We start from the raw sequence: 23,027 nt of genomic DNA, 5'->3' as shown, positions 1-23,027 counted from the left end.
GACCTCCTACATCAATGCAATGGAAAGCAATATTGCCACCAAGGCAATCACGAAATACACGCAATACACACGGAAATCGCCTTGTTGCAGCCATTGAATTTTACGCCCTAACCAAGGAATGACATGGCCAATCGGCATCGTGACTTTTTCTTCCCAGAACGGTTCGGTTTTCGTTGCACCTTTAATTAACGCCTGAACGCCTTTATTTCCTAACGGTGCCGGATCTAATACTTGGCGCAAGGTGTAAAGCGGTTTAAAGATCGTGCGTAACGGTTGGGTAAAACTACCTGCAGAAGCGGCCATATCGCTTTCATAGGCATAACCACAAGCCCAAGGATTGCCTTTAGAGCGAGCAGCCACCCGTTGATTTTTAGTTAAGGCATAGTAAGTGAACGGCAGGAAGAAGAACGCCAACAGCATAATTGTCACCATTGGTGTAGAAAGTGCCGTATTCGGCTCAGCTTGAGCAACGAGCACGCCATTATGCGCTAACGTGATTGATGCCGAATTGGCAAGTGCGGTGGAAATTTTCGCTATTACTGGGGTCACGACAGAGGCACCCACGCCCAATAAGATACAGCATAACGCCAAAATTCCCATGGCAATGACCATTGGTTTTGGCACTTCACGGGCATTTGCCGCGCCTTCACTGCGAGGCGCACCACCGAAGCTAATCCCATACACTTTCACGAAGCAAAGTGCCGCCAGTGCACCGGTTAACGCAAGCATAATAATGGCAATCGGACCGGCAAGTTTTAGCACGAGATCATCACTTTGACTGAGACTGAATAAAGATTGATAGGTAAACCATTCACTGACAAAACCGTTAAACGGTGGTAAGGCAGAAATCGCCATGGTACCAATTAAGAAACAGAACGCGGTATATGGCATGAGTTTACCTAAGCCACCCATAAGATCCATATCTTTGGTATGTAACCGATACATCACGGAACCTGCGCCTAAGAACAATAAGCCTTTAAATACAGCATGGTTTAATAAGTGGTACAACCCACCCAGCAAACCAACGGTAGCCAGTACCGGATGATGCGTCGCAATGCCGATCATGCCAACACCAACGCCCATCATAATAATGCCGATATTTTCTACCGTGTGATAAGCCAATAATTTTTTAATATCATGTTCGGCAAGGGCATAAAGCACACCAAGAACAGAAGATACAGCGCCAAAGCCCAATACAATCACGCCATACCACATATTGGTAGCACCCAAGAGATCGATCCCGACTTTCACGATCCCGAAAATCCCGATTTTCACCATAACGCCGGACATTAACGCGGACGCATGAGATGGTGCAGCCGGGTGAGCTTTTGGTAACCAACTGTGTAATGGAATCATCCCCGCTTTTGCCCCAAAACCGAGGAAAGCCAAAACAAACACAGTGAAGGCAAGCGGTTCGGAAAGGCGGGTTTGTCGGAAATCACCAAATTCAAAACTGCCCGAATAGCAGTAGAAAATAAAGAAGGCGATCATGATTAACACGGAACCGGCATGTGCAATGAAGAAATACAATAAACCGGCATTCACAGCGTTATCATCTTGTTCGGTTAACACCAAGAAATAAGATGCCAACGACATCATTTCAAAAAAGACTAAAAAGTAGAACGCATTATCGCAGGTCACTAATGCAACCATCGAAGCGATAAAGAGATTCATAAAGAACCCCATGGAACCTGCACCTTTACCTTTATATTCTTTCACATAAGAGAAAGAATAAAGTGCACTGACCACGACCAATAAAGAAATCACGCACACCATAAATGCAGCCAATCCGTCGATACGGATGGAGAAGCGAGCAAATTCAAATGGGGTTTGGAATACATCAACGACAGTGTCGCTGCTGATAAGAACGGGGATGCAGGCTGCGATACCTAACACTCCACCAAGTATACCGGTCACGCCGGATATATTGATTGAAAGTTGTTCATTTCGACTTACGATGAGCGAAATAAACGCACCGACGACATAAATCAACAGGGTCGTGACGAGTAAACTAATTGAATAACTCATAATTTCACTCCATTGATTAACGAGTAAACAAAACTATCTTGGAATAGCAGGTGAAGACGTTAATGCCATTTCACGTTTTTTAAGGTTAGCTTGTTCAATACTCTTATCACTGATGATAAACAGGGTTTTCGTCGGACAAGTTTGCACGCACGCCGGGCCTTCTTCGCGGAAGTAACACAAATCACATTTCACCGCAATTGCTTTCACGCCCGGTTGCCATGCCAACATATTGTGTAATTCCGAATTATCCGGAGCAGTACGAATATCCCGTTTCACTGCATCAGTAAAGGTGAAACTTTCATAATACGCAGGTGCATCGATCGGCGCACTACCATGTTGTGTGATCGCCCCAAACGGACAGGCAATTCCGCACAATTTGCAACCGATACATAAAGATTCATTGAGTTGAATGGTGTCATTCACATGAGTTATCGCGTGTACCGGACATACCGTGGCACACGGCGAGTCATCACAATGACGACAGAGGATTGGAACGGTTATGTCGTCATTACGCATGACTTGTAACCGAGGATAAGATTGTAATCCGAAGGCTTTATGGGTTTCGCTACACGCAGCCATGCATGTGTTACATCCTATACAGTCTTTGGGATCACCGATAACAAAACGATTCATACTCTCCCCCCTTATAGACAGTGCGAGTGGTTAAATCCTTAATAACCACTTTCAAATTAAGGTTACTACTTATAAAGTATTAGGCCTAGCCTTGATCTTTCTTTTTCTTGATTGAGATCATAAATATTGAAATTTCTTTAAGTCTTCCTAGATAAGATAAGTAATTGATTTTTTAATGATAAATTTTCTCATTTAGTATATTCTATTTATAGAGGTAGACTGATTTTTATATAATTCTTCTCACAAATTTACTCTCATAAAAAGGAAAACTTATGAACAAAAAACCTTACCTTGCCGTTTTTGGCATCATTTTAGCGACAGGATTAATGGCATCCGCCTTTATTCTTGGTAATCAATTTAAAAATTTTCGTCAAACCGGCTCAATTTCAGTGAAAGGATTAGCGGAAGAACATTACACCGCCACTCAGGGGACATGGGTAATTAACATAGGCGGTTGGGGGAGAACCTATAGTGATGCAATGGCCGCAAACCAAAAGAATTTGAATGAAGCTGTGCGTTTCTTAAAATCACAAGGATTTACCGATGAAAATCGTGAAATAACCGAATTAGATGTGAAACCTTACACAGAATATTATGAAAATGAGAAAGGAGAAACGAAACGCCGTCAGAACGGCTACACCGCCTCCAGAAATATCCATCTCTCAACCAAAGAACTGGCCAAATTACAAAAAGCTTTAACGAATATTCACCAAATTGTGGCAAACAATGAAGAAATTGGCTTTAATGATCCCAATTATTATTTAGAAAATTTAGAAAGTCTTAAACGAGAATTAATCTCTAAAGCGACTCAAGATGCTCGTATACGAGCAGAAGAATTTGCCAAAACCAGTAATGTTAAAGTGGGCGTGTTAAAATCCGCCTCCCAAGGTCCTTTTTATATTCAATCTCCTAATCCTGATGCAGAAGACAGCAGCGATTACACCGGTAGTTATGACACCAGTACTATTGAGAAAAAAGCACGTTTGGTTGTCACTATTGAATATGCCATTGAATAAATCTTAATGTAAACACTTCCCCCCAGATGGCGTGCCCTCACGCCATCTTTCTCAAGTCGTTTTGATTCAGATCAGCGCTTACGCTGTCATTTCTCACTATCATCTCTTAATAAAATCAACCTGACTGAGAAAAATATGAACGGAATCGAGTTAAGAATCAAAGGTAAAGTACAAGGCGTAGGGTTTCGTCCTTTTGTCTGGTTACTGGCGAACAAATACGGACTACATGGCGATGTCAATAACGACGGACAAGGTGTGTTAATCCGCCTGCTGGAACCAACGAAACAACAGTTACAACAATTCCTACACGATTTGCACAACAAACTACCACCACTGGCCCTTATTACCGACATTCAGCAGCATGAAAAACGCTGGGAAAATCCACCACACTTTGACGGCTTTGAAATCCGCGAAAGTGAAAACAACGCCATGGACACCCAAATCGTGCCAGACGCTGCTACCTGTCCCGCCTGCCTGCAAGATTTATTCGACCCAACCAATCGGCGCTACCACTACCCTTTCACTAACTGTACTCACTGCGGTCCGCGTTTTACCATTATTAAAGCCATTCCCTACGACCGCAAAAATACCTCCATGGCGAATTTTTCTCTCTGCCCCGAGTGTGCCGCCGAATACAAAAATCCTGCCGATCGCCGTTTCCACGCACAACCCAATGCTTGCGCCGTTTGCGGTCCACATATTTGGTTGCAAGATCAAAACCACCGCCTTGCCAACAGTGAAGCGGCGCTAAAACAAAGCGCGCATTTACTGCGCGAAGGCAAAATCATTGCAGTAAAAGGCATCGGCGGATTTCATTTGGCCTGCGACGCACGGGATTTCAATGCGGTGCTGAATTTAAGGGTGCGTAAACATCGCCTGAGCAAACCGCTCGCCGTGATGGTGCCAAGCCTTACTTTTCTTCAAAATTTAAGCGACGACGAGATTCGACTTTTAACTTCCGTCACCGCGCCGATTGTACTGTTAGAGAAATCCAAAGTACCAAACTTAGCGGAAAATATCGCGCCCCATTTGAACGAAATCGGCGTGATGTTACCGAGCAACCCGTTGCAACATCTATTGCTGCGAGAAACCGCGATACCCTTGGTCATGACGTCGGCGAATCCAAGTGGCGAACCGCCGGTTTTGGATAACGAAAATGCGCTCAAAAAATTAGCTGCATTAGCGGATTTTTATCTTTGTCATAACCGCGACATTTTACAGCGTGCCGACGATTCCTTAGTCCGTGCCGCGTTCGATGGCCCGGAAATCTTGCGTCGCGCTCGCGGCTATGTGCCGGATGAAACCGTACTGAATACGCAAAATCAACGCAATATTTTGGCATTCGGTTCCGATTTAAAAAACACTTTCTGTTTGTTAAAACAAAATAAAGCAGTGGTCAGCCAGCATATCGGCGACACCGCTAACGAATTGGTGCAACAACAATTAGAAAATAACATTGCGCTGTTTTCGCACATCTACCAATTCACGCCGGATATCATTGCGGTGGATGCACACCAAGGTTATTTTTCTTCAAAAATCGGAAAAGCCTTGGCGAAAAAGCTTGGCCGGCCTTACGTGGAAATACTTCACCATCATGCTCACATTGCTGCCGTACTGGCAGAACATCATTGCTGCGACAAAACGATCGGCATCGCCTTAGACGGCATCGGCATGGGCGAAAACAGACAGCTTTGGGGCGGCGAATGCTTGTTGGTAAACGGTGTCCAATGCCGCCATTTAGGTGGCCTGCCCGCAGTTGCATTGCCCGGCGGCGATTTAGCGGCGACTCAACCTTGGCGCAACTGGCTTGCGCATTTACAACAATTCGTACCGCATTGGCGCGAGATTGCGACGCAAAGCTGTGCTGATTTGCCTTGGCAAACGCTTGCAGCAGCAATTGAAGGCAAAGTTAATTCGCCATTAATTTCCTCCACCGGTCGCTTATTTGATGCGGTGGCCTACGGCTTAGGCATCACCGCTGAAAAACTCTCGTGGGAAGGCGAGGCCGCCTGTCATTTAGAGGCGCTTGCCGCACAATCTCCTTTAGCCAAAAATAAAAGCACGCTCGATATCACGGTTAAAATGCCGATAAAAGAGAATAAATTAGATCTCGCCGTTTTCTGGCAAAGTTGGTTGGCTTACGAAGGTTCAAAAGAAGATAAAGCCTTCGCGTTTCATTATGCCTTGGCACAAGGTTTTGCAACTCTTGCACGTAAACACGCGGAAAAACACAATTGCCGCACCATCGTGCTTTCCGGCGGTGTGATGCACAATCAATTATTGCGTCGTTTATTGAAAGAAAATTTAACGGAATTTAAAGTGCTAAGTGGCCATCAATATCCGATGGGCGATGGCGGATTAAGTTTAGGACAAGCAGCCATTGCCGCGCAATTTGCCGAAACCATGCGAACCGAGTAAGATAGCCCGACTTTTGCCTTTGCTTAGCTTGTTCCGGCCACGCTGCCGAAGACCGAAAACCGCGCGTTCAATGCGGTGCTAATTTGACACTTCATTTTCATTCTAAACTCACCGTCTTCGCGCGCGAAAAAAACGAAAGTGCAAAACTAACCTTTCCGGTATTTTTATTAAAGAGGAAAAATCATGGTAAAACTTAACGCTCAGCAAGTCGTTGAATTATTGAATCAACGCAGTTCCACCCGCTATTACGATCCGAACAAAAAAATCGGTGAGGAAGACTTTAACGCTATTTTGGAATGCGCGCGCCTTTCACCGAGCTCCGTGGGTTCCGAACCGTGGAAATTATTGGTAATTCAAAACAAAGCCTTACGCGAAAAAATTAAGCCTTTTAGCTGGGGCATGAAAAACCAGTTAGATGATTGTAGCCATCTCGTCATTTTACTTGCTAAGAAAAACGCCCGTTACGACAGTCCGTTTTTCACCGAGGTGATGACACGCAAAGGCTTAGATGAAGAACAACAAAAACTCGCACTGGCCAAATACGAAACTTTGCAAAAAAACGATATGAAATTGTTGGAAAGCGAGCGCACGTTGTTCGATTGGTGCAGCAAACAAACCTATATCGCACTGGCCAATATGCTCACCGGTGCGGCGGCGATGGGCATTGATTCCTGCCCAATTGAAGGTTTTCATTATGATTTGATGAATCAAACCCTTGCTGCGGAAGGCTTGTTCGATCCGCAAGAATATGGCGTTTCCGTCGCTGCCACATTTGGTTATCGGGCCCGCGACATTACGAAAAAATCGCGCAAAACGATGGATGAAATCGTGACTTGGGTAAAATAACAGCGCCTAACGTCAAGTTGCTCAAATTCAGATGCACTCACCTTCCGAAATAGCACCGCATTGAAACCTTGAACTGCGGCTCAATTCAGTTCGGCATCCATCGCATAAACAAAAAGAACCGAGCGCTATTTAATAAGCGCTCGGTTCTTAAATTAAAGGAGCCGATTTTAAAAATTTCCGACTATTTTTCGTCTTTCAACGATTTAATTTTTTCAATCACATTGGTCGTCGAACAGCCGTTTTCAAAATTAAGTACTTTCACATCGCCGCCGTTCGCCCACACTTCTTTGGCTCCGGCAATTTCTTCCGGTTTGTAGTCGCCACCTTTGACAAGTAGATCCGGCAACACTTCGCCAATTAAACGTTGCGGCGTATCTTCAGTAAATGGCACCAACCAATCCACGGAAGCCAATCCGGCAAGCACTGCCATGCGGGCGTCCAAATTATTAATCGGACGACTTTCGCCTTTTAAACGTTTTACCGATTCATCGCTGTTGACCGCGACGATTAAACGATCGCCCAATTTGCGGGCATTTTCTAAATAAGACACGTGACCCGGATGAAGAATATCAAAGCAGCCGTTAGTCATCACGATTTTTTCACCGCGCGCTTTGGCCTGCGCCACGGCCTCTTTCAGTTGGGCTTCAGTCATAATGCCGAAACCGGTTTCCGGACGGGCGTGGATCGCGTTTTCAAGTTCCACGGTGGAAACCGTGGAGGTGCCGAGTTTGCCCACCACAATGCCGGCTGCCACGTTTGCCAAATAGCAAGATTCCTCAAAGGAACGGCCGTCCGCCAATGCGGTGCCCAAAACGCTGATCACCGTATCACCGGCACCGGTCACATCAAACACTTCTTTCGCCACCGTTGGCAAATGATAAGGTTCTTGATTCGGACGCAGTAAGGTCATTCCCTTTTCAGAGCGGGTGACTAAAAGTGCAGTCAAATCGATATCGGCAATGAGTTTCAACCCTTTCTCAATAATTTCTTGTTCCGAGTTACATTTACCCACCACCGCTTCAAATTCGGCCATATTCGGGGTAAGCAATGTGGCGCCGCGATAGCGCTCAAAATTCGTACCTTTCGGATCAATTAACACCGGCACATTGGCTTTACGCGCAATTTGAATCATTTGTTGCACATCTTTTAACGTGCCTTTGCCGTAATCGGAAAGAATCAACGCGCCGTAGTTTTTCACCTCATTTTCTAATTTCGCAAGTAAATCGTTACACTCGGTGTTTTGGAAATCTTCTTCAAAATCAAGACGAAGCAATTGTTGATGACGCGATAAAATACGTAATTTAGTAATTGTCGGATGCGTGTCCAACGCCACAAAATTACAGTCGATATGCTGGTTTTGTAATAATTTGGAAAGCGCCGCGCCGGTTTCATCTTGCCCAATTAAGCCCATAAGTTGTACCGGTACGTTGAGCGATGCAATATTCATCGCCACATTCGCCGCACCGCCCGCGCGCTCTTCGTTTTCCTGTACGCGCACTACCGGCACCGGCGCTTCCGGCGAAATGCGATTGGTTGCGCCAAACCAGTAACGATCAAGCATTACATCACCTAATACGAGCACCTTTGCTCGGTTAAATTCGGTTAAATATTGAGCCATTTTATTCTCTCTTAAACACTGGTAAAAAAATCGGCGCGATTTTACCACAACTGATTTTTGCGTTAAACTAGCGCGCAATTTTAGCGAGAATATGATGAAAAATAGCAAACTACCTAGGTTCCACCCCGCTTTTCTTGCCCCCAAATATTGGGGATTCTGGCTCGGCATCGGCATCTGGCGTGCCCTCCTGTTCCTGCCCTATCCGATTCTACGCCGTATCGGCAACGGCTTAGGTGCACTTTTTTGCCATTTAAACGTGGGCAAACGGCGTGCTGCGATTGCCCGCCGTAACCTTGAACTGTGTTTTCCCGATATGCCCGAAAGCGAACGCGAAGCGGTTTTACAAGAAAATTTGCGTGCCGTCGGCATGGCGATTATCGAAACCGGTATGGCTTGGTTTTGGTCGGACGCGCGCATTAAGAAATGGTCAAAAGTGGAAGGTTTGCGCTACCTGCAAGAAAATCAACAAAACGGCATTATTTTCGTTGGCATACATTTTCTTACACTTGAGTTGGGCGCCCGCATCGTGGGTTTATATCATCCTGGCGTCGGTGTTTACCGCCCAAACGACAATCCGCTCTTTGACTGGCTGCAAACTCAAGGACGCTTGCGTTCCAATAAAGACATGTTAGATCGCAAAGATTTACGCGGTATGATTAAAGCTTTGCGCCGTGGCGAAACCATTTGGTATGCGCCGGACCATGATTACGGCCGTCGCAATGCGGTGTTCGTACCGTTCTTCGCCGTAAAAAATGCGGCCACCACAACAGGGAGCTATTATTTATTAAAAGCCTCGCCGAATAGCAAAGTGATTCCTTTCGTACCTTTACGCAATGCGGACGGCTCCGGCTATACAGTGAGCATTTCCGCTCCGGTAGATTTCACCGATTCGGAAAACGAAAGCGCGGTCGCGGCACGCATGAATCAACTGGTGGAAAAGGAAATTATGAAAGGCATAACGCAATATATGTGGTTGCACCGCCGTTTTAAAACTCGTCCAAATGAAAACGATCCGAGCTTATACGATTAACGTTTCCATCCTTAGATAAAAAAGTGCGGTCGAAAATGATCGCACCTTTTGATAGAATCCTTCGCAATTTTGCCAAATAAACTATTCAAAAAACCAATGACATCCAATTATTCTGCTCAAGAAATTACTGTTCTTAAAGATCTCGAACCGGTGCAAATTCGTCCCGGTATGTACACCGACACCACCCGTCCGAATCACCTCGCACAAGAAGTGATTGATAATAGTGTGGACGAAGCACTTGCCGGCTTCGCAAGCAAAATTGAAGTGATTTTGCACACCGACCAATCTATTGAAGTAACCGATAACGGCCGCGGTATGCCGGTGGATATTCACCCGACAGAAGGCGTATCCGGCGTGGAGGTGATTCTCACCAAACTGCACGCGGGCGGAAAATTCTCCAATAAAAACTATGAATTTGCCGGCGGTTTGCACGGCGTCGGAATTTCTGTGGTGAACGCACTTTCCGAACGCGTGGATATTCAAGTAAAACGCAACGGCGAAGTGTACCAAATTGCCTTTGAAAACGGCGTTAAAGTGAAAGAATTGGAAGTGGTCGGCACTTGTGGCAGACGCACCACGGGTACAACAGTTCACTTTAAACCGAATCCGAAATATTTCGATAGTGCCAAATTTTCCGTCAGCCGTTTGCGCCATTTATTGCGTGCCAAAGCGGTGCTCTGTTCGGGTCTCGAAATCAAATTCATTGATAAAGTGAATGGCAAGCAAGATGTCTGGCTATATCAAGACGGTCTTTCCGATTATCTTATTGAAGCAGTAAACGGTTACGAAACATTACCGGCAAAACCATTCGTGGGCGAATTTAAAGGCTCAAATGAAGCGGTTAGTTGGGCGTTGTTATGGTTACCGGAAGGTGGCGAATTAATTGGCGAAAGCTACGTGAATTTAATCCCGACTATTCAAGGCGGGACGCACGTTAACGGCTTACGCCAAGGCCTATTGGACGCTATTCGCGAATTTTGCGAATTTCGAAATCTATTACCGCGCGGCGTCAAGCTAACCGCAGACGATATTTGGGAGCGCTGTGGTTACATTCTTTCCTTAAAAATGCAAGATGCACAATTCGCCGGCCAAACCAAAGAACGCCTCTCTTCGCGTCAAAGTGCGGTGTTTGTCGGCGGCGTGTTAAAAGATGCCTTCAGTTTATGGCTGAATCAAAACGTGCAAGACGCCGAAAAACTCGCCGAAATGGCAATTAGTTCGGCACAACGTCGCTTACGCGCGGCAAAAAAAGTGGTACGTAAAAAATTGGTTAGCGGCCCGGCGCTTCCGGGCAAACTTGCCGATTGTGGCTCGCAAGATTTAGAAAAAACTGAATTGTTCTTAGTGGAAGGCGATTCCGCCGGTGGTTCGGCGAAACAAGCCCGCGACCGCGAATATCAGGCTATTTTGCCGTTACGCGGAAAAATTTTAAACACTTGGGAAGTGTCGCCCGAACAAGTTTTAGGCTCGAGCGAAATTCATGATATCGCAGTGGCGCTGGGCATTGATCCCGACAGTGACGATTTATCCCAACTGCGCTATGGCAAAGTTTGCATTCTCGCCGATGCAGACTCCGATGGTTTACACATCGCCACCCTACTCTGCGCACTATTCTTACGCCATTTTCCAAAATTGGTGCAAGACGGCCATGTTTATGTGGCTATGCCGCCGCTGTACCGCATCGACTTAAATAAAGAAGTATTTTACGCATTAGACGAAAGCGAAAAAGAGGCAATTTTAGATCGCTTACAAAACAAAAAAGGTAAACCAAACGTGCAGCGCTTTAAAGGATTGGGCGAAATGAATCCGTCTCAATTACGCGAAACTACGATGGATCCCAATACCCGCCGTTTGGTGCAATTGACTTATCAAGCAAATGATGAAGAAGGTGCGGAAACCTTGGAAATAATGGATATGCTGCTGGCTAAAAAACGCTCGGAAGATCGGAAAAGTTGGCTGCAAGCCAAAGGAGATCAAGTTGATTTGGAGGTATAGCATGAACGAACAACGACGTGATTTTTTTAAAAACAGCGCATTAAGTCTGGTTTCCATTACTTTGGGCGCCGGATTCGCGATGATCCCTAACGCACAAGCACAAAATCATGAAAGCCCCAACAATGGTAAAAGTGCGGGGAATCTTTCAAACGTTTTACCGGAAATTGAAGCGGAACTTACTTCCGCCCCCAATGTACCGAAGCCCATCGAACGCAATTATCCGGCCAAAGTAATTGTAAAATTGACCGCATCGGAGCAAATCGCTGAGTTAATGGACGGCGTACAATTTAAATTCTGGACGCTTAACGGCGGCGTGCCTGCTCCCTTTATTCGCGTGCGTGAAGGCGATATTGTGGAAGTGCAACTTTCTAATTCTGCCGCTTCCATGATGGAACACAGCCTTGATTTTCACGCAGCCTCTGCCCCCATGGGCGGTGCCGAAGCCAGCGCCACAGCGCCAACGCGCACTTCCACATTTCAATTTAAAGCGATACATGCGGGACTTTATTTATACCATTGCGGCAGTCAACCGGTCGCCGTGCATTTAGCCAAAGGCATGTACGGCTTAATTTTGGTAGAACCAAAAGAAGGCTTGCCAAAAGCGGATCGCGAATATTACATCATGCAAAGCGAATTCTATACTCGCGGGGATTTCGGTGCCCCCGGATTACAACCTTTCAGCATGCAAAAAGCACTCGCTGAACGTCCTGACTACGTGTTATTTAACGGCAAGGTCGGCGCGTTAATGGATAAAAACGCACTACGCGCCAAAACCGGTGAAAAATTACGTTTCTTCGTTGGCAACGCCGGCCCGAATTTAGCCTCATCATTCCATATTATTGGCTCGATCTTCCACAATTTATATGTTGAAGGCGGCACGCTGATTAATCACAACGTACAAACCACGTTGATCCCGTCCGGCGGCGTATTTATCGGCGAAACCCAAATCAACGTCCCCGGCACCTATGTATTGATGGATCATTCTATCTTTCGTGCCGCCAGCAAAGGCACTATGGGACAACTTATCGTCAGCGGCGAAGCCAATCCGGAAATTTACTCAGGTAAATTAAGCGATATGCCGTTCAAAGAAGCCAATCCCCAAAAACCGCAACCCGTTCCGTATGAAATTGAAGGCCACGGCAGCATGATGATGGGCGGCGGTGAGCATAGTATGGATGGCGCTTCCGGAGCGACAAATAAAAAGTAACGTTTAATTTAACATCGTATTTCACCAACGACGGGTTATTTTCTTTTACGCGTATAAAAGTGTCACAAGTAACTTGCCGTTATTTGAAATCTCAATTCAGCACCGCATTGAAGCCGCGCCAAATAAGGCTCCAATGCGGTGCTAAATAATGCGTTCACTTCGTCAAAATTTTCGAAGAAAAAAATTTCAATCAAATTAAGAAAATAAAAATGACTAATATCAGCTACGAAGGCATCGAACAAATGCCCCTGCGCACGTTCACCGAAAGCGCCTACCTTAACTACTCCATGTACGTCATTATGGATCGCGCGCTGCCTTTCATCGGCGACGGATTAAAACCGGTGCAGCGCCGCATTATTTACGCCATGTCGGAACTGGGTTTAAACGCCACCGCGAAATATAAAAAATCCGCTCGCACCGTCGGTGATGTGCTCGGTAAATTTCACCCGCATGGTGACAGTGCTTGTTACGAAGCCATGGTGTTAATGGCGCAACCATTTTCTTATCGTTATCCGCTCGTGGACGGACAAGGCAACTGGGGCGCGCCGGACGATCCGAAATCTTTCGCGGCAATGCGTTATACGGAATCGCGCCTATCCAAAATTTCTGAAATCTTACTTAACGAACTTGAGCAAGGCACCGTAGATTATCAGCCGAACTTCGACGGCACATTAGTAGAACCGCAATCTTTACCGGCGCGTTTACCGCATATTTTGCTTAACGGCACCACCGGCATTGCGGTGGGAATGGCGACGGATATTCCGCCACACAATATCAATGAAATCGCCGCTGCGGCGGTGATGCTATTGGATAAGCCCAATGCGGTGCTGGATGAGATACTCGAGGTGGTACAAGGCCCTGATTTCCCGACTGAAGCGGAAATTATTTCGCCGAAAGCGGAAATTCGTAAAATTTACGAGCAAGGCCGTGGCTCAATTAAAATGCGTGCAACGTGGAAAAAAGAAGACGGTGAAATCATCATTTCCGCGCTGCCGCATCAATCTTCACCGTCCAAAATCATCGCACAAATCGCCGAACAAATGACGGCAAAAAAATTGCCGATGGTGGAAGATATTCGCGACGAGGCAGATCACGAGAATCCGATTCGGATCGTGATCGTACCGCGTTCTAACCGAGTGGATTGCGATGCATTAATGGCGCACCTGTTCGCCACCACGGATTTGGAAAAAAGTTATCGCGTGAATATGAATATGATCGGACTTGATCATAAACCGGCGGTAAAAGGTTTGTTGCAAATTCTCACTGAATGGCTGGTTTTTCGTCGTGCCACGGTCACTCGCCGTTTGCAATATCGCTTGGATAAAGTATTGTCGCGTTTACATATTTTAGAAGGCTTAATGATTGCCTTTTTAAATATCGATGAAGTGATTGAAATTATTCGCAACAACGATAACCCGAAAGCAGAATTAATGACGCGTTTTAATTTAAGCGACGAACAAGCCGATGCGATTTTAAATTTACGTCTGCGTCATTTAGCGAAATTGGAAGAACACCAACTGCGCGCGGAACGCGATGAATTGGAAAAAGAGCGGGTGAATTTAGAAACAACTTTAGGCTCCGAACGTCGCTTAAACACGCTGATTAAAAAAGAAATCCAAGAAGATGCGAAAAAATATGCCAGTCCGCGTATGTCCCAACTGGTCGAACGAGAAGAAGCCAAAGCCATTTCCGAAAGCGAAATGACGCCTGCGGAACCGGTCACCGTGATTTTATCGCAAATGGGTTGGGTGCGTTGCGCGAAAGGCCACGATATTGATCCGACAGCATTAAGCTACAAAGCAGGCGATAATTACCGCGCGCACGCTTGCGGCAAGAGTAATCAAGCCGCCGTGTTTATCGACAGTACGGGGCGCAGCTACGCGCTGGATCCGCTTTCCTTGCCATCTGCCAGATCGCAAGGAGAACCGCTCACCGGTAGACTTACTTTGCCGGCCGGCGCGACCATTGAACATGTAATGATGGAAGGCGAACAACAAGCTTTGTTGATGGCATCGGATGCCGGTTACGGCTTTATTTGTAAATTTGACGATTTAATTGCACGTAACAAAGCAGGAAAAGCCTTGATTTCTTTACCGGAAAATGCCAAAGTGTTGGCACCTCTCATTTTGTCGAAGCCAAGTGCACTTCTTGTTGCCTTGACATCCGTAGGCAGAATGTTGATTTTCCCGGTGCAGGATTTACCGGTATTATCAAAAGGTAAAGGCAATAAAATCGTTAGCATTTCCGCCGCGAATGCGAAAGATCGCAGCGAATTATTAGTGAAGTTATTACTGATTTCAGAACAAGCCAGTCTTGAGTTTCATTCCGGTAAACGAAAAATCACATTAAAACCGGAAGATCTGCACAAATTCCGTGCGGAACGCGGCAGAAAAGGCTCGCAACTGCCACGCGGCTTACACAGTAATGTGGAAATTGTGGTAGTTGAACCGGAACACAACACATAACGTTTTCGAAACCCAATATAGGAGGATATTTCGTGAATATTGTATTTGATACCTACCAAACTCTTGCGCTTGCAAGCCTTGTTTTGCTATTAGGTTACTTTTTGGTCAAACGCATCAATGTACTAAAAAGTTTTAACATTCCTGAGCCGGTGGTTGGCGGCTTTATCGTCGCTATTGGGCTTTTCGTCTGGCATCAAATAGACGGCACCTCGTTTACTTTCGAGAAAAGCTTACAAACAACTATGATGTTGGTTTTCTTCTCCTCCATCGGTTTAAGCGCAAATTTTGCTCGCTTAATTAAGGGCGGTAAACCGTTAATCATTTTCCTCTTTGTGGTGGCGGGTTTGATTATCTGTCAAAACGTTATCGGTATTGCCGGTTCGGAACTCTTAGGAATTGATCCGGCATATGGCTTATTGGCTGGTTCCGTCACATTAACCGGTGGCCATGGTACCGGTGCGGCTTGGGCAGAAACGTTCATCAAAGAGTTCAATCTCCCGGCGGCAACCGAAATTGCTATGGCATGTGCGACCTTCGGTTTGGTATTCGGCGGAATCATCGGTGGTCCGGTTGCACGTTTCTTGTTAAATCGTCAAAAACAAGGTGAAAATCCGGAAAATGACGAAATAGACGACGTACAAGAAGCCTTCGAACACCCGGCTTATCAGCGTAAAGTAAATGCTCGTTCCATTATTGAAACCATTACCATGATGTCTTTCTGTTTGTTAATTGGTCAATATCTGGACAGCATCACTAAGGGCACCGCATTGCAACTGCCGACTTTCGTATGGTGTTTGTTCACCGGTGTAGTTATTCGTAATACACTGACTCACTTATTCAAATTCCGCGTCGCCGATTCCGCTATCGACGTATTGGGTAGCGTAGGTTTATCCATCTTTTTAGCGATTGCGTTAATGTCCTTAAAACTTTGGGAATTAGCGGGCCTAGCCGGTGACGTATTAGTGATTCTGGCCGTTCAAGTGGCATTTATGGCATTCTATGCAGTCTATGTCACTTACCATTTTATGGGCAAAGATTATGACGCCGTCGTATTGAGCGCCGGTCACTGCGGTTTCGGTTTAGGTGCAACGCCTACTGCCGTTGCAAATATGCAAGCCATTACCAGTCGCTTTGGACCGTCTCACAAAGCCTTCTTAATCGTGCCGATGGTCGGTGCATTCTTTATCGACTTAATTAACGCCTCATTATTAAAAGTGTTCTTGGCATTCGTAGCCTACTTACACTAATCAATTAGAGCAAAAAGAGCGGTCAATTTTCAAAAGGTTTTAAAACTTACGAAAATTGACCGCTCTTTCAACTTAAAATTCTAAACGCTGCGTTAAACCTTCTTCCGGTTCTTGGCTTTCCACCCGACACCGCATTGGAGACTGGATTTGGCGCCGCTAATGCGCTCTCAGACAAACTCACCCAACCCAAAACCAACATTAGCCCGAAACAAAGCGTCTCTAAAGACAGCGTCAATGCTATGCTGTTTTGGGAGTTCAATGCGGTGCTATTTTGATCTTCCGCCACCGGTTGATTTAACACGCGGCTGAAAATGACTTTGTAATAATGTTTGTTCATAAAATTTTCTTCAAACTAAATCGTTAAAATTTTCTAGCTTGTTGAAACGATACGTTTATGGTTTTTCAAAAAAATGATCATTCAAAATGAATCTGCTCGCCAATCAGCACCGCATTGAACGGTGCCGAGCCTGATTTTATTAATCCGTGCCACCAACGGTAATTTCATCGATTTTTAAGGCAGGTTGGCCGACGCCGACCGGTACACTTTGGCCGTCTTTGCCGCACACGCCGATGCCGAGATCAAGCTCACTTTCATCGGCTACCATGGAAATTTTTTGCATTACTTCGATGCCGCTGCCAATTAATGTCGCGCCTTTTACCGGTTTGGTGATTTTGCCATTTTCAATCAGGTACGCTTCGGAAGTGGAGAACACGAATTTGCCGGAAGTGATGTCCACTTGGCCGCCGCCGAAATGCGGCGCGTAAATACCGCGTTCGACGGAAGCAATAAGATCGTCAAATTTACTTTGCCCGGCCAGCATATAAGTGTTGGTCATGCGCGGCATCGGCAAATGCGCGTAGGATTCGCGGCGGCCGTTGCCGGTCGGCGCAACGCCCATTAAGCGCGCATTCATTTTGTCTTGCATATAGCCTTGCAAAACGCCGTCTTTGATTAGCACATTGCATTGGCTCGGTACGCCCTCGTCATCCACGCTAAGTGAACCACGGCGATTTTGCAAAGTGCCGTCGTCCACGATCGTGCACAACGGCGAAGTAACAAGTTCGCCGATTTTACCGCTAAACAGCGAGCTTTCTTTGCGATTGAAATCACCTTCCAAGCCGTGCCCGACGGCTTCATGCAGCAACACACCGGGCCAACCGGCACCAAGCACCACGGGCATCGCACCGGCCGGTGCGGCGATCGCGCTTAAATTCACTAAAGCTTGACGCACCGCTTCTTTGGCGAAGTTCACCGCGCGAATATCGCCGTCCACCGTTTCAAAGAAACAATCCAAACCGAAACGCCCGCCGGAACCGCAACTGCCACGCTCACGCTTGCCGTCTTGTTCCACCAACACAGAAATCGACAAACGCACCAGCGGGCGAATATCCGCCGCCAAAGTACCGTCCGTCGCCATAATCAATACTTCTTCATAAACCGAGCTAAGGCTCGCCGAAACGCGCGTAACGCGGCGATCTTGCGCGCGTGCGGTACGATCAACCAAATGTAACAAGGCGATTTTTTTCTCTTTGCTTAAACTTTCTAGCGGATTAATCGGCGCATAACGGGCAACCGCGCGCACCGCATTGAAGGCACTTGGCGTGATAAGGTTGCCCTGTTTAACCTGTGCGATGCCTTTTACCGCAGCGGCGCATTGTTGCAGCGAGGCAAGATCAATTTGATCGGAATAAGCAAAGCCGGTTTTTTCACCCGCCACGGCACGCACGCCCACACCGCGATCGATATGAAATCCGCCTTCTTTGATAATGCTGTCTTCCAGCACCCAACTTTCGTCTTGACTAAGTTGGAAATACAAATCCGCGTAATCAATATTGCGATGCGACATAATGTCAAAAACATTGCGCAATTCTGCAGTAGAAAGATGGCTCGGGGCAAGCAAGGTGGTTGTGACTTGGTTTAACATTTGTTCTCCGATATTAATAAAATTTTGCGGCTAATGTAGCTTTCAATGCGGTGCTGATTTGAGCATCCGAGATGAGGTGAAAAAGCCGCAAGGAAACATTAATCCGACTGCGCCAAACCGAATTGATACAGCGCATTCTTTTTATAACCGTACAGCTCGGCCACAATGGCGGCGGCTTTTTTGAGTGGGAGTTCTTTAGCGATTAATTTAAGGGCTTTCACCGCTTGCGGAGAAATATCGTCATTGCACTCGGATTTTGCTTTGCCTTCCACAATCAGCACCATTTCACCTTTGGTGCGGTTCGGATCTTCGGCAAGCCATTGACGTAAATTTTTGAGCGTATCGCCTACGATGGTTTCCCAAGTTTTGCTGAGTTCGCGCGCCAGTACCACATAGCGATCGTCGCCCAACACGGCTTGCATATCCGCCAAAGCGTCTGAAATGCGGTGGGTGGATTCGTAGAAAATTAAGGTGCGCGCTTCTTCCGCTAAATCTTCTAATTTATCTTTACGGGCCTTGCTTTTGGCCGGTAAAAAACCTTCAAAACAGAAACGATCCGACGCAATGCCCGAAGCGCAAAGGGCACTAATCGCCGCGCAGGCACCCGGTAACGGCACCACGCGAATTCCCGCTTCGCGGCAACGACGCACCAAATGAAATCCGGGATCGCTGATTAACGGAGTGCCGGCATCGGAAATTAAAGCGATATTGCTGCCTTGTTTGAGTTTTTCCACTAAAACATGGGCTTTTTCTTGTTCATTGTGATCATGTAAAGCAAAAAACGGTTTTTTAATGCCGTAATGACTAAGCAATAAACCGCTATGGCGAGTATCTTCGGCGGCGATAAGATCCACTTGTAAAAAGATGTTAAGGGCACGTTGGGTAATGTCCTGCAAATTGCCGATGGGCGTTGCTACGATATATAAAATTCCGCTTAAATCATTCATTTTTGTTTGCTTTTGAAAGTCGAGATAAGTAAGATCGGTCGCACTATTCTCTTTTTAATCATGGAGTGAAGAATGTCTATTTTATTACAAGGCGGGCGTTTTAAAAAACGTTTAATGCCGATTTTGTTATCCCTGGCATTAGCCGGCTGTTCAAATTTATTCGACAGTAGTTTCACCGAAACACTTCAACGCGATGCTAATGCCAGTTCAGAATTTTATATGGATAAACTGAATCAAGCACAAAACGCGGAAGATAAAGAAACTTATAAATTATTAGCGGCGCGTGTATTGATTGCCGAAAACAAGGTGGCGCAATCAGAAGCGCTGTTATCGGAGCTTGGCGCGCTAAATAATGCGCAAAAACTTGATCGAACATTAATCGAAGCCCGTATCGCGGCCGCAAAAGGGGCCAATGAAGAAGCGGAAAGTCGCCTTCGCACTATCGATCTAAGCAAACTCAGCCCGTCACAAAAAGCGCGTTTCTATGAAACGCAGGCCGTTGTGGCGGAAAATCGCAAAGACGTCATTGAAGCGATAAAAGCACGCATCAAAATGGATGAAAACTTGACTGACGTTCAACGCCGTCAAGATAATGTGGATAAAAGTTGGGCCTTATTACGCAGTGCCAACACAGGCGTAATTAACAATGCCGCAGACGAAGGAAATCCGGCGTTAGGCGGTTGGCTAACCTTGATTAAAGCTTACAACGATAATATTCGTCAGCCCGTTCAATTAAGTCAGGCGTTACAAAACTGGAAAGCAGCATATCCAAACCATGCGGCGGCGACATTATTCCCGAAAGAATTGCAAAATCTATTGAATTTTCAGCAAACCAATCTTTCCCAAGTCGGTTTGATTTTACCTATGAGCGGCGAAGGGCAAATTCTGGGTAAAACCATTCTTTCCGGCTTTAATGATGCAAAAGGTAATTCTTCTATTCCGGTGAAAATTTTTGATTCTTCCACGACACCGATTAACGAGATTATCGCGCAAGCTAAACAAGCGGGCATTAACGCGTTGGTCGGTCCGTTATTGAAACAAAATGTCGATGCGATTGTAGCGAATCCGGCCGTTGTGCAAGGCATGGACGTTTTGACGCTAAATACTACGCCGAACGCGCAAGCGATTAATCAGCTTTGCTACTACGGTTTGTCGCCGGAAGACGAAGCGGAATCCGCTGCCACTAAAATGTGGAATGACGGCGTACGCAATCCGGTAGTCGCTATGCCGCAAAATGAATTAGGTCAGCGGGTAGGCAACGCCTTTAATGTGCGTTGGCAAAAATTGACTTCGACGGATGCCAACATCCGTTATTACAATTTAGCCGCAGACGTGCCTTATTTCTTCCAAGAAAATGGTGCCGACGCAAATGCGCTTTATGTAGTGGCGAATCCTGATGAACTAGCGGAAATCAAAGGCTATCTCACTAATAATAATGCAGCGAACGTAAAAATTTACGCCAGCTCGCGTTCTAACGCGGCGACCAATTCCGCTGACTACGCGGCGCAAATGAACGGCGTACAATTTAGCGATATTCCGTTCTTCAAAGAATCCTCCGGTACGCAATATAAAAAAGTAGCGGGTTCCACCGGCGGTGAATATCAATTAATGCGTTTATATGCGATGGGGTCCGACGCATGGTTATTAATTAACCACTTTAACGAATTACGCCAAGTGCCGGGCTATCGTTTAAACGGTTTAACCGGCGTATTGAGCGCGGGGCCGAACTGTAACGTTGAGCGCGATATGACTTGGTTCCAATACCAAGACGCCAATGCGGTGCCAATTTCAAACTAGAATGTTTTCCTTAAAACGTCGACAAGGGGCGAGCTTTGAGCAACAAGCTCGCCTTTTTTTAGAATCGAAAGGCTTGCGTTTTATTGCTGCCAATCAAAATTTCAAATGCGGTGAACTTGATTTGATTATGCAAGACGGAGAAACCATTGTGTTCGTGGAAGTGCGTCAACGCTCCGACACACGTTTCGGTTCTGCCATAGACAGCGTGGACTGGCGCAAGCAACAAAAATGGTTAGATGCGGCGAATCTTTGGCTTGCCGAACGTAACTTAAGTTTGGAAGATGCGAATTGCCGTTTCGATCTCGTCGCTTTTGGCCAAAATACGCAAGATATTCAATGGATTGCTAATTTTCTCGATTAATTTCAAACATAACTTACTATGTTACAAAACATTAAAGACATTTACAGCGAAAGCATTCAAATTCAAATTTCCGCCTCCAGCTTACTCACCGAAAATATCGCGAACGCCAGCCAAAAAGTGATTCAATGCTTGCTCGGTGGTAATAAAGTGATTGCTTGTGGCATTTCACGTTCTTATGCCAACGCGCAATTTTTGGTCTCTAATCTGCTCAATCGCTATGATATTGAGCGCCCAAGTTTTCCTTCCGTGTTATTAAGCTTAGAAAGTGCAGTGGGTTCTTCGTTAGTTTTTGATCAAAGAGCGGAGCTGCTCTATCAACATCAATTTAACGCTGTCGCCCAAACGGGCGACTTACTGCTTGCCTTTGCTCCCCTCGGCTCGGAAAAAGTCGTGTTAAACACTATCGCCAATGCGGTCGGCAAAGAAATCGGCGTGATTGCGTTAACCGGTTCGAATAATGATGCGATTCAAGGTTTACTGGCGGAAGAAGATCTTGAAATTTCTATTCCGACCAACAAAGAAACTCGGATTTTGGAAAACCATTTATTCGTAATCAATGCGATTTGCGAATTGATCGATCAGACCTTGTTTCCACGCGCTTGACAGGATAATGATTGCCCGCCAAACTATTCTCCGATTTATTTGACTAACTCGTTGATTCATTCACATAAAAGGAGAAAACAATGACCTTCACTCCATTTAAAAAATTTGCCTTTATTTTGGGCGCATCGGTTATGTTACAAGGCTGTGTGGCGGCAGTGCTCGGCGGTGCCGCGGCCGGTGCAAAAGTGGCAACGGATCCCCGCACTGTCGGCACGCAAGTAGATGATGAAACCTTAGAGCTAAAAGTCGAAAACGCCTTGGATAAAGACGCGCAAATCAGATCAGAAGCGCGCATCAATGCGGTGTCCTACAGCGGGCGCGTATTATTGATTGGTCAGGTACCAACCGCAAGCACAAAAGAGACGGCAACCAGTTTAACCCAAGGCGTGCTTGGTGTAACCGAAGTTTATAACGAATTACAGATCGGTCCGAAAGTGGACTTAGCGCAAATCAGTCAAGACGGTTGGATTACCACACAAGTGAAATCCAAAATGTTGGTTGACGATCGCGTTAAAACCACTGACGTAAAAGTCATCACTGAGAAAGGGGAAGTCTTCCTACTCGGTAATGTAACCCAAGCTCAAGGCAATGCGGCAGCGGAAATTGCCAGTAAAATCAGTGGTGTTAAGCGCGTGGTGAAAGTTTTTAAATTATTAAATTAATCACGAACTTTTCTATTATCCATTTCTCAATGCGGTCATAAAAACAACATTTTTTGACCGCATTTTTTGTCCTTTTTCAAGTAAAAAATTCACAAACTGATAATTTTTCAAAAACTGTTTGTTTTTAAATAAGTTATCTCTTGTCAATCATTTCAAGAAAAAATTTATCGCTTGATCCGCCTCAAAAAACACATTATCTTGTGCGCTATTCTTTTTCGAGCACAATATC

General features: G+C 45.8%; 18 protein-coding genes. 12 read left to right on the top strand and 6 right to left on the bottom strand.

The genetic code is table 11. The annotated features are described in order from the left end of the window. Positions 1-6: 6 nt before the first annotated feature. A complete protein-coding gene (gene hyfB, locus AB3F25_RS03490) occupies positions 7-2,028 on the bottom strand; it encodes a hydrogenase 4 subunit B (RefSeq protein ID WP_373604123.1) in 2,022 nt (673 codons plus the stop codon). Between the two features lie 33 nt (positions 2,029-2,061). Continuing rightward, entirely contained in the window at positions 2,062-2,661 is a 600-nt protein-coding gene (locus AB3F25_RS03485) for a 4Fe-4S dicluster domain-containing protein (protein WP_373604122.1), read from the bottom strand. Between the two features lie 272 nt (positions 2,662-2,933). On the opposite strand from AB3F25_RS03485, the gene AB3F25_RS03480 reads away from it, so the two are divergent. The 3 genes from AB3F25_RS03480 to AB3F25_RS03470 all read left to right on the top strand — a co-directional run bounded on the left by AB3F25_RS03480 (position 2,934) and on the right by AB3F25_RS03470 (position 6,941). Further along, entirely contained in the window at positions 2,934-3,677 is a 744-nt protein-coding gene (locus AB3F25_RS03480) for an SIMPL domain-containing protein (RefSeq protein WP_373604121.1), read from the top strand. A 135-nt stretch (positions 3,678-3,812) separates the two neighbouring features. Continuing rightward, complete coding sequence (hypF, locus tag AB3F25_RS03475) at positions 3,813-6,095, top strand: carbamoyltransferase HypF (RefSeq protein WP_373604120.1); 2,283 nt, start codon at positions 3,813-3,815, stop codon at positions 6,093-6,095. 183 nt (positions 6,096-6,278) lie between these two features. Further along, positions 6,279-6,941 carry an NAD(P)H-dependent oxidoreductase gene (locus AB3F25_RS03470; protein ID WP_373604119.1) on the top strand — a complete coding sequence of 221 codons (663 nt, stop codon included), beginning with the start codon at positions 6,279-6,281 and terminating at the stop codon, positions 6,939-6,941. Between the two features lie 181 nt (positions 6,942-7,122). Here AB3F25_RS03470 and hldE read toward each other — a convergent pair whose 3' ends face one another. After that, positions 7,123-8,559 (bottom strand): bifunctional D-glycero-beta-D-manno-heptose-7-phosphate kinase/D-glycero-beta-D-manno-heptose 1-phosphate adenylyltransferase HldE, encoded by a 1,437-nt coding sequence (gene hldE / locus AB3F25_RS03465; RefSeq protein ID WP_373604118.1) that lies wholly within the window; start codon positions 8,557-8,559, stop codon positions 7,123-7,125. A gap of 94 nt (positions 8,560-8,653) precedes the next feature. On the opposite strand from hldE, the gene AB3F25_RS03460 reads away from it, so the two are divergent. From AB3F25_RS03460 to gltS, 5 genes are all read left to right on the top strand, one after another. Continuing rightward, positions 8,654-9,589 carry a Kdo(2)-lipid IV(A) acyltransferase gene (locus AB3F25_RS03460; RefSeq protein WP_373604317.1) on the top strand — a complete coding sequence of 312 codons (936 nt, stop codon included), beginning with the start codon at positions 8,654-8,656 and terminating at the stop codon, positions 9,587-9,589. Positions 9,590-9,685: 96 nt separating this feature from the next. Further along, entirely contained in the window at positions 9,686-11,584 is a 1,899-nt protein-coding gene (parE, locus tag AB3F25_RS03455) for a DNA topoisomerase IV subunit B (protein WP_373604117.1), read from the top strand. A gap of 1 nt (position 11,585) precedes the next feature. Beyond that, entirely contained in the window at positions 11,586-12,791 is a 1,206-nt protein-coding gene (gene nirK, locus AB3F25_RS03450) for a copper-containing nitrite reductase (protein ID WP_373604116.1), read from the top strand. Between the two features lie 209 nt (positions 12,792-13,000). Beyond that, positions 13,001-15,256 carry a DNA topoisomerase IV subunit A gene (parC, locus tag AB3F25_RS03445; RefSeq protein WP_373604115.1) on the top strand — a complete coding sequence of 752 codons (2,256 nt, stop codon included), beginning with the start codon at positions 13,001-13,003 and terminating at the stop codon, positions 15,254-15,256. A 32-nt stretch (positions 15,257-15,288) separates the two neighbouring features. Further along, on the top strand, positions 15,289-16,503 hold the full coding sequence (gene gltS / locus AB3F25_RS03440; RefSeq protein ID WP_373604114.1) for a sodium/glutamate symporter: 1,215 nt from the start codon (positions 15,289-15,291) through the stop codon (positions 16,501-16,503). 67 nt (positions 16,504-16,570) lie between these two features. On the opposite strand, the gene AB3F25_RS03435 is transcribed toward gltS, so the two are convergent. The 3 genes from AB3F25_RS03435 to rsmI all read right to left on the bottom strand — a co-directional run bounded on the left by AB3F25_RS03435 (position 16,571) and on the right by rsmI (position 19,375). Further along, positions 16,571-16,840, bottom strand: a complete 270-nt coding sequence (locus AB3F25_RS03435; RefSeq protein ID WP_373604113.1) for a hypothetical protein — start codon at positions 16,838-16,840, stop codon at positions 16,571-16,573. Between the two features lie 139 nt (positions 16,841-16,979). Then, positions 16,980-18,428 (bottom strand): metalloprotease TldD, encoded by a 1,449-nt coding sequence (tldD, locus tag AB3F25_RS03430; protein ID WP_373604112.1) that lies wholly within the window; start codon positions 18,426-18,428, stop codon positions 16,980-16,982. 98 nt (positions 18,429-18,526) lie between these two features. Continuing rightward, positions 18,527-19,375 (bottom strand): 16S rRNA (cytidine(1402)-2'-O)-methyltransferase, encoded by an 849-nt coding sequence (rsmI, locus tag AB3F25_RS03425; protein WP_373604111.1) that lies wholly within the window; start codon positions 19,373-19,375, stop codon positions 18,527-18,529. Positions 19,376-19,447: 72 nt separating this feature from the next. Here rsmI and AB3F25_RS03420 point away from each other — a divergent pair, with 72 nt between their 5' ends. From AB3F25_RS03420 to dolP, 4 genes are all read left to right on the top strand, one after another. Further along, positions 19,448-21,172, top strand: a complete 1,725-nt coding sequence (locus AB3F25_RS03420) for a penicillin-binding protein activator (RefSeq protein WP_373604110.1) — start codon at positions 19,448-19,450, stop codon at positions 21,170-21,172. A 1-nt stretch (position 21,173) separates the two neighbouring features. Continuing rightward, positions 21,174-21,533 carry a YraN family protein gene (locus tag AB3F25_RS03415; protein ID WP_373604109.1) on the top strand — a complete coding sequence of 120 codons (360 nt, stop codon included), beginning with the start codon at positions 21,174-21,176 and terminating at the stop codon, positions 21,531-21,533. Positions 21,534-21,551: 18 nt separating this feature from the next. After that, on the top strand, positions 21,552-22,136 hold the full coding sequence (locus tag AB3F25_RS03410; protein WP_373604108.1) for an SIS domain-containing protein: 585 nt from the start codon (positions 21,552-21,554) through the stop codon (positions 22,134-22,136). Between the two features lie 80 nt (positions 22,137-22,216). Further along, on the top strand, positions 22,217-22,798 hold the full coding sequence (dolP, locus tag AB3F25_RS03405) for a division/outer membrane stress-associated lipid-binding lipoprotein (RefSeq protein ID WP_373604107.1): 582 nt from the start codon (positions 22,217-22,219) through the stop codon (positions 22,796-22,798). Positions 22,799-23,027: the final 229 nt, after the last annotated feature.

Source organism: Aggregatibacter sp. HMT-949 (assembly GCF_041734645.1).
Classification (GTDB): Bacteria; Pseudomonadota; Gammaproteobacteria; order Enterobacterales; family Pasteurellaceae; genus Rodentibacter.
This window is presented reverse-complemented; position numbering and strand designations above follow the sequence as displayed.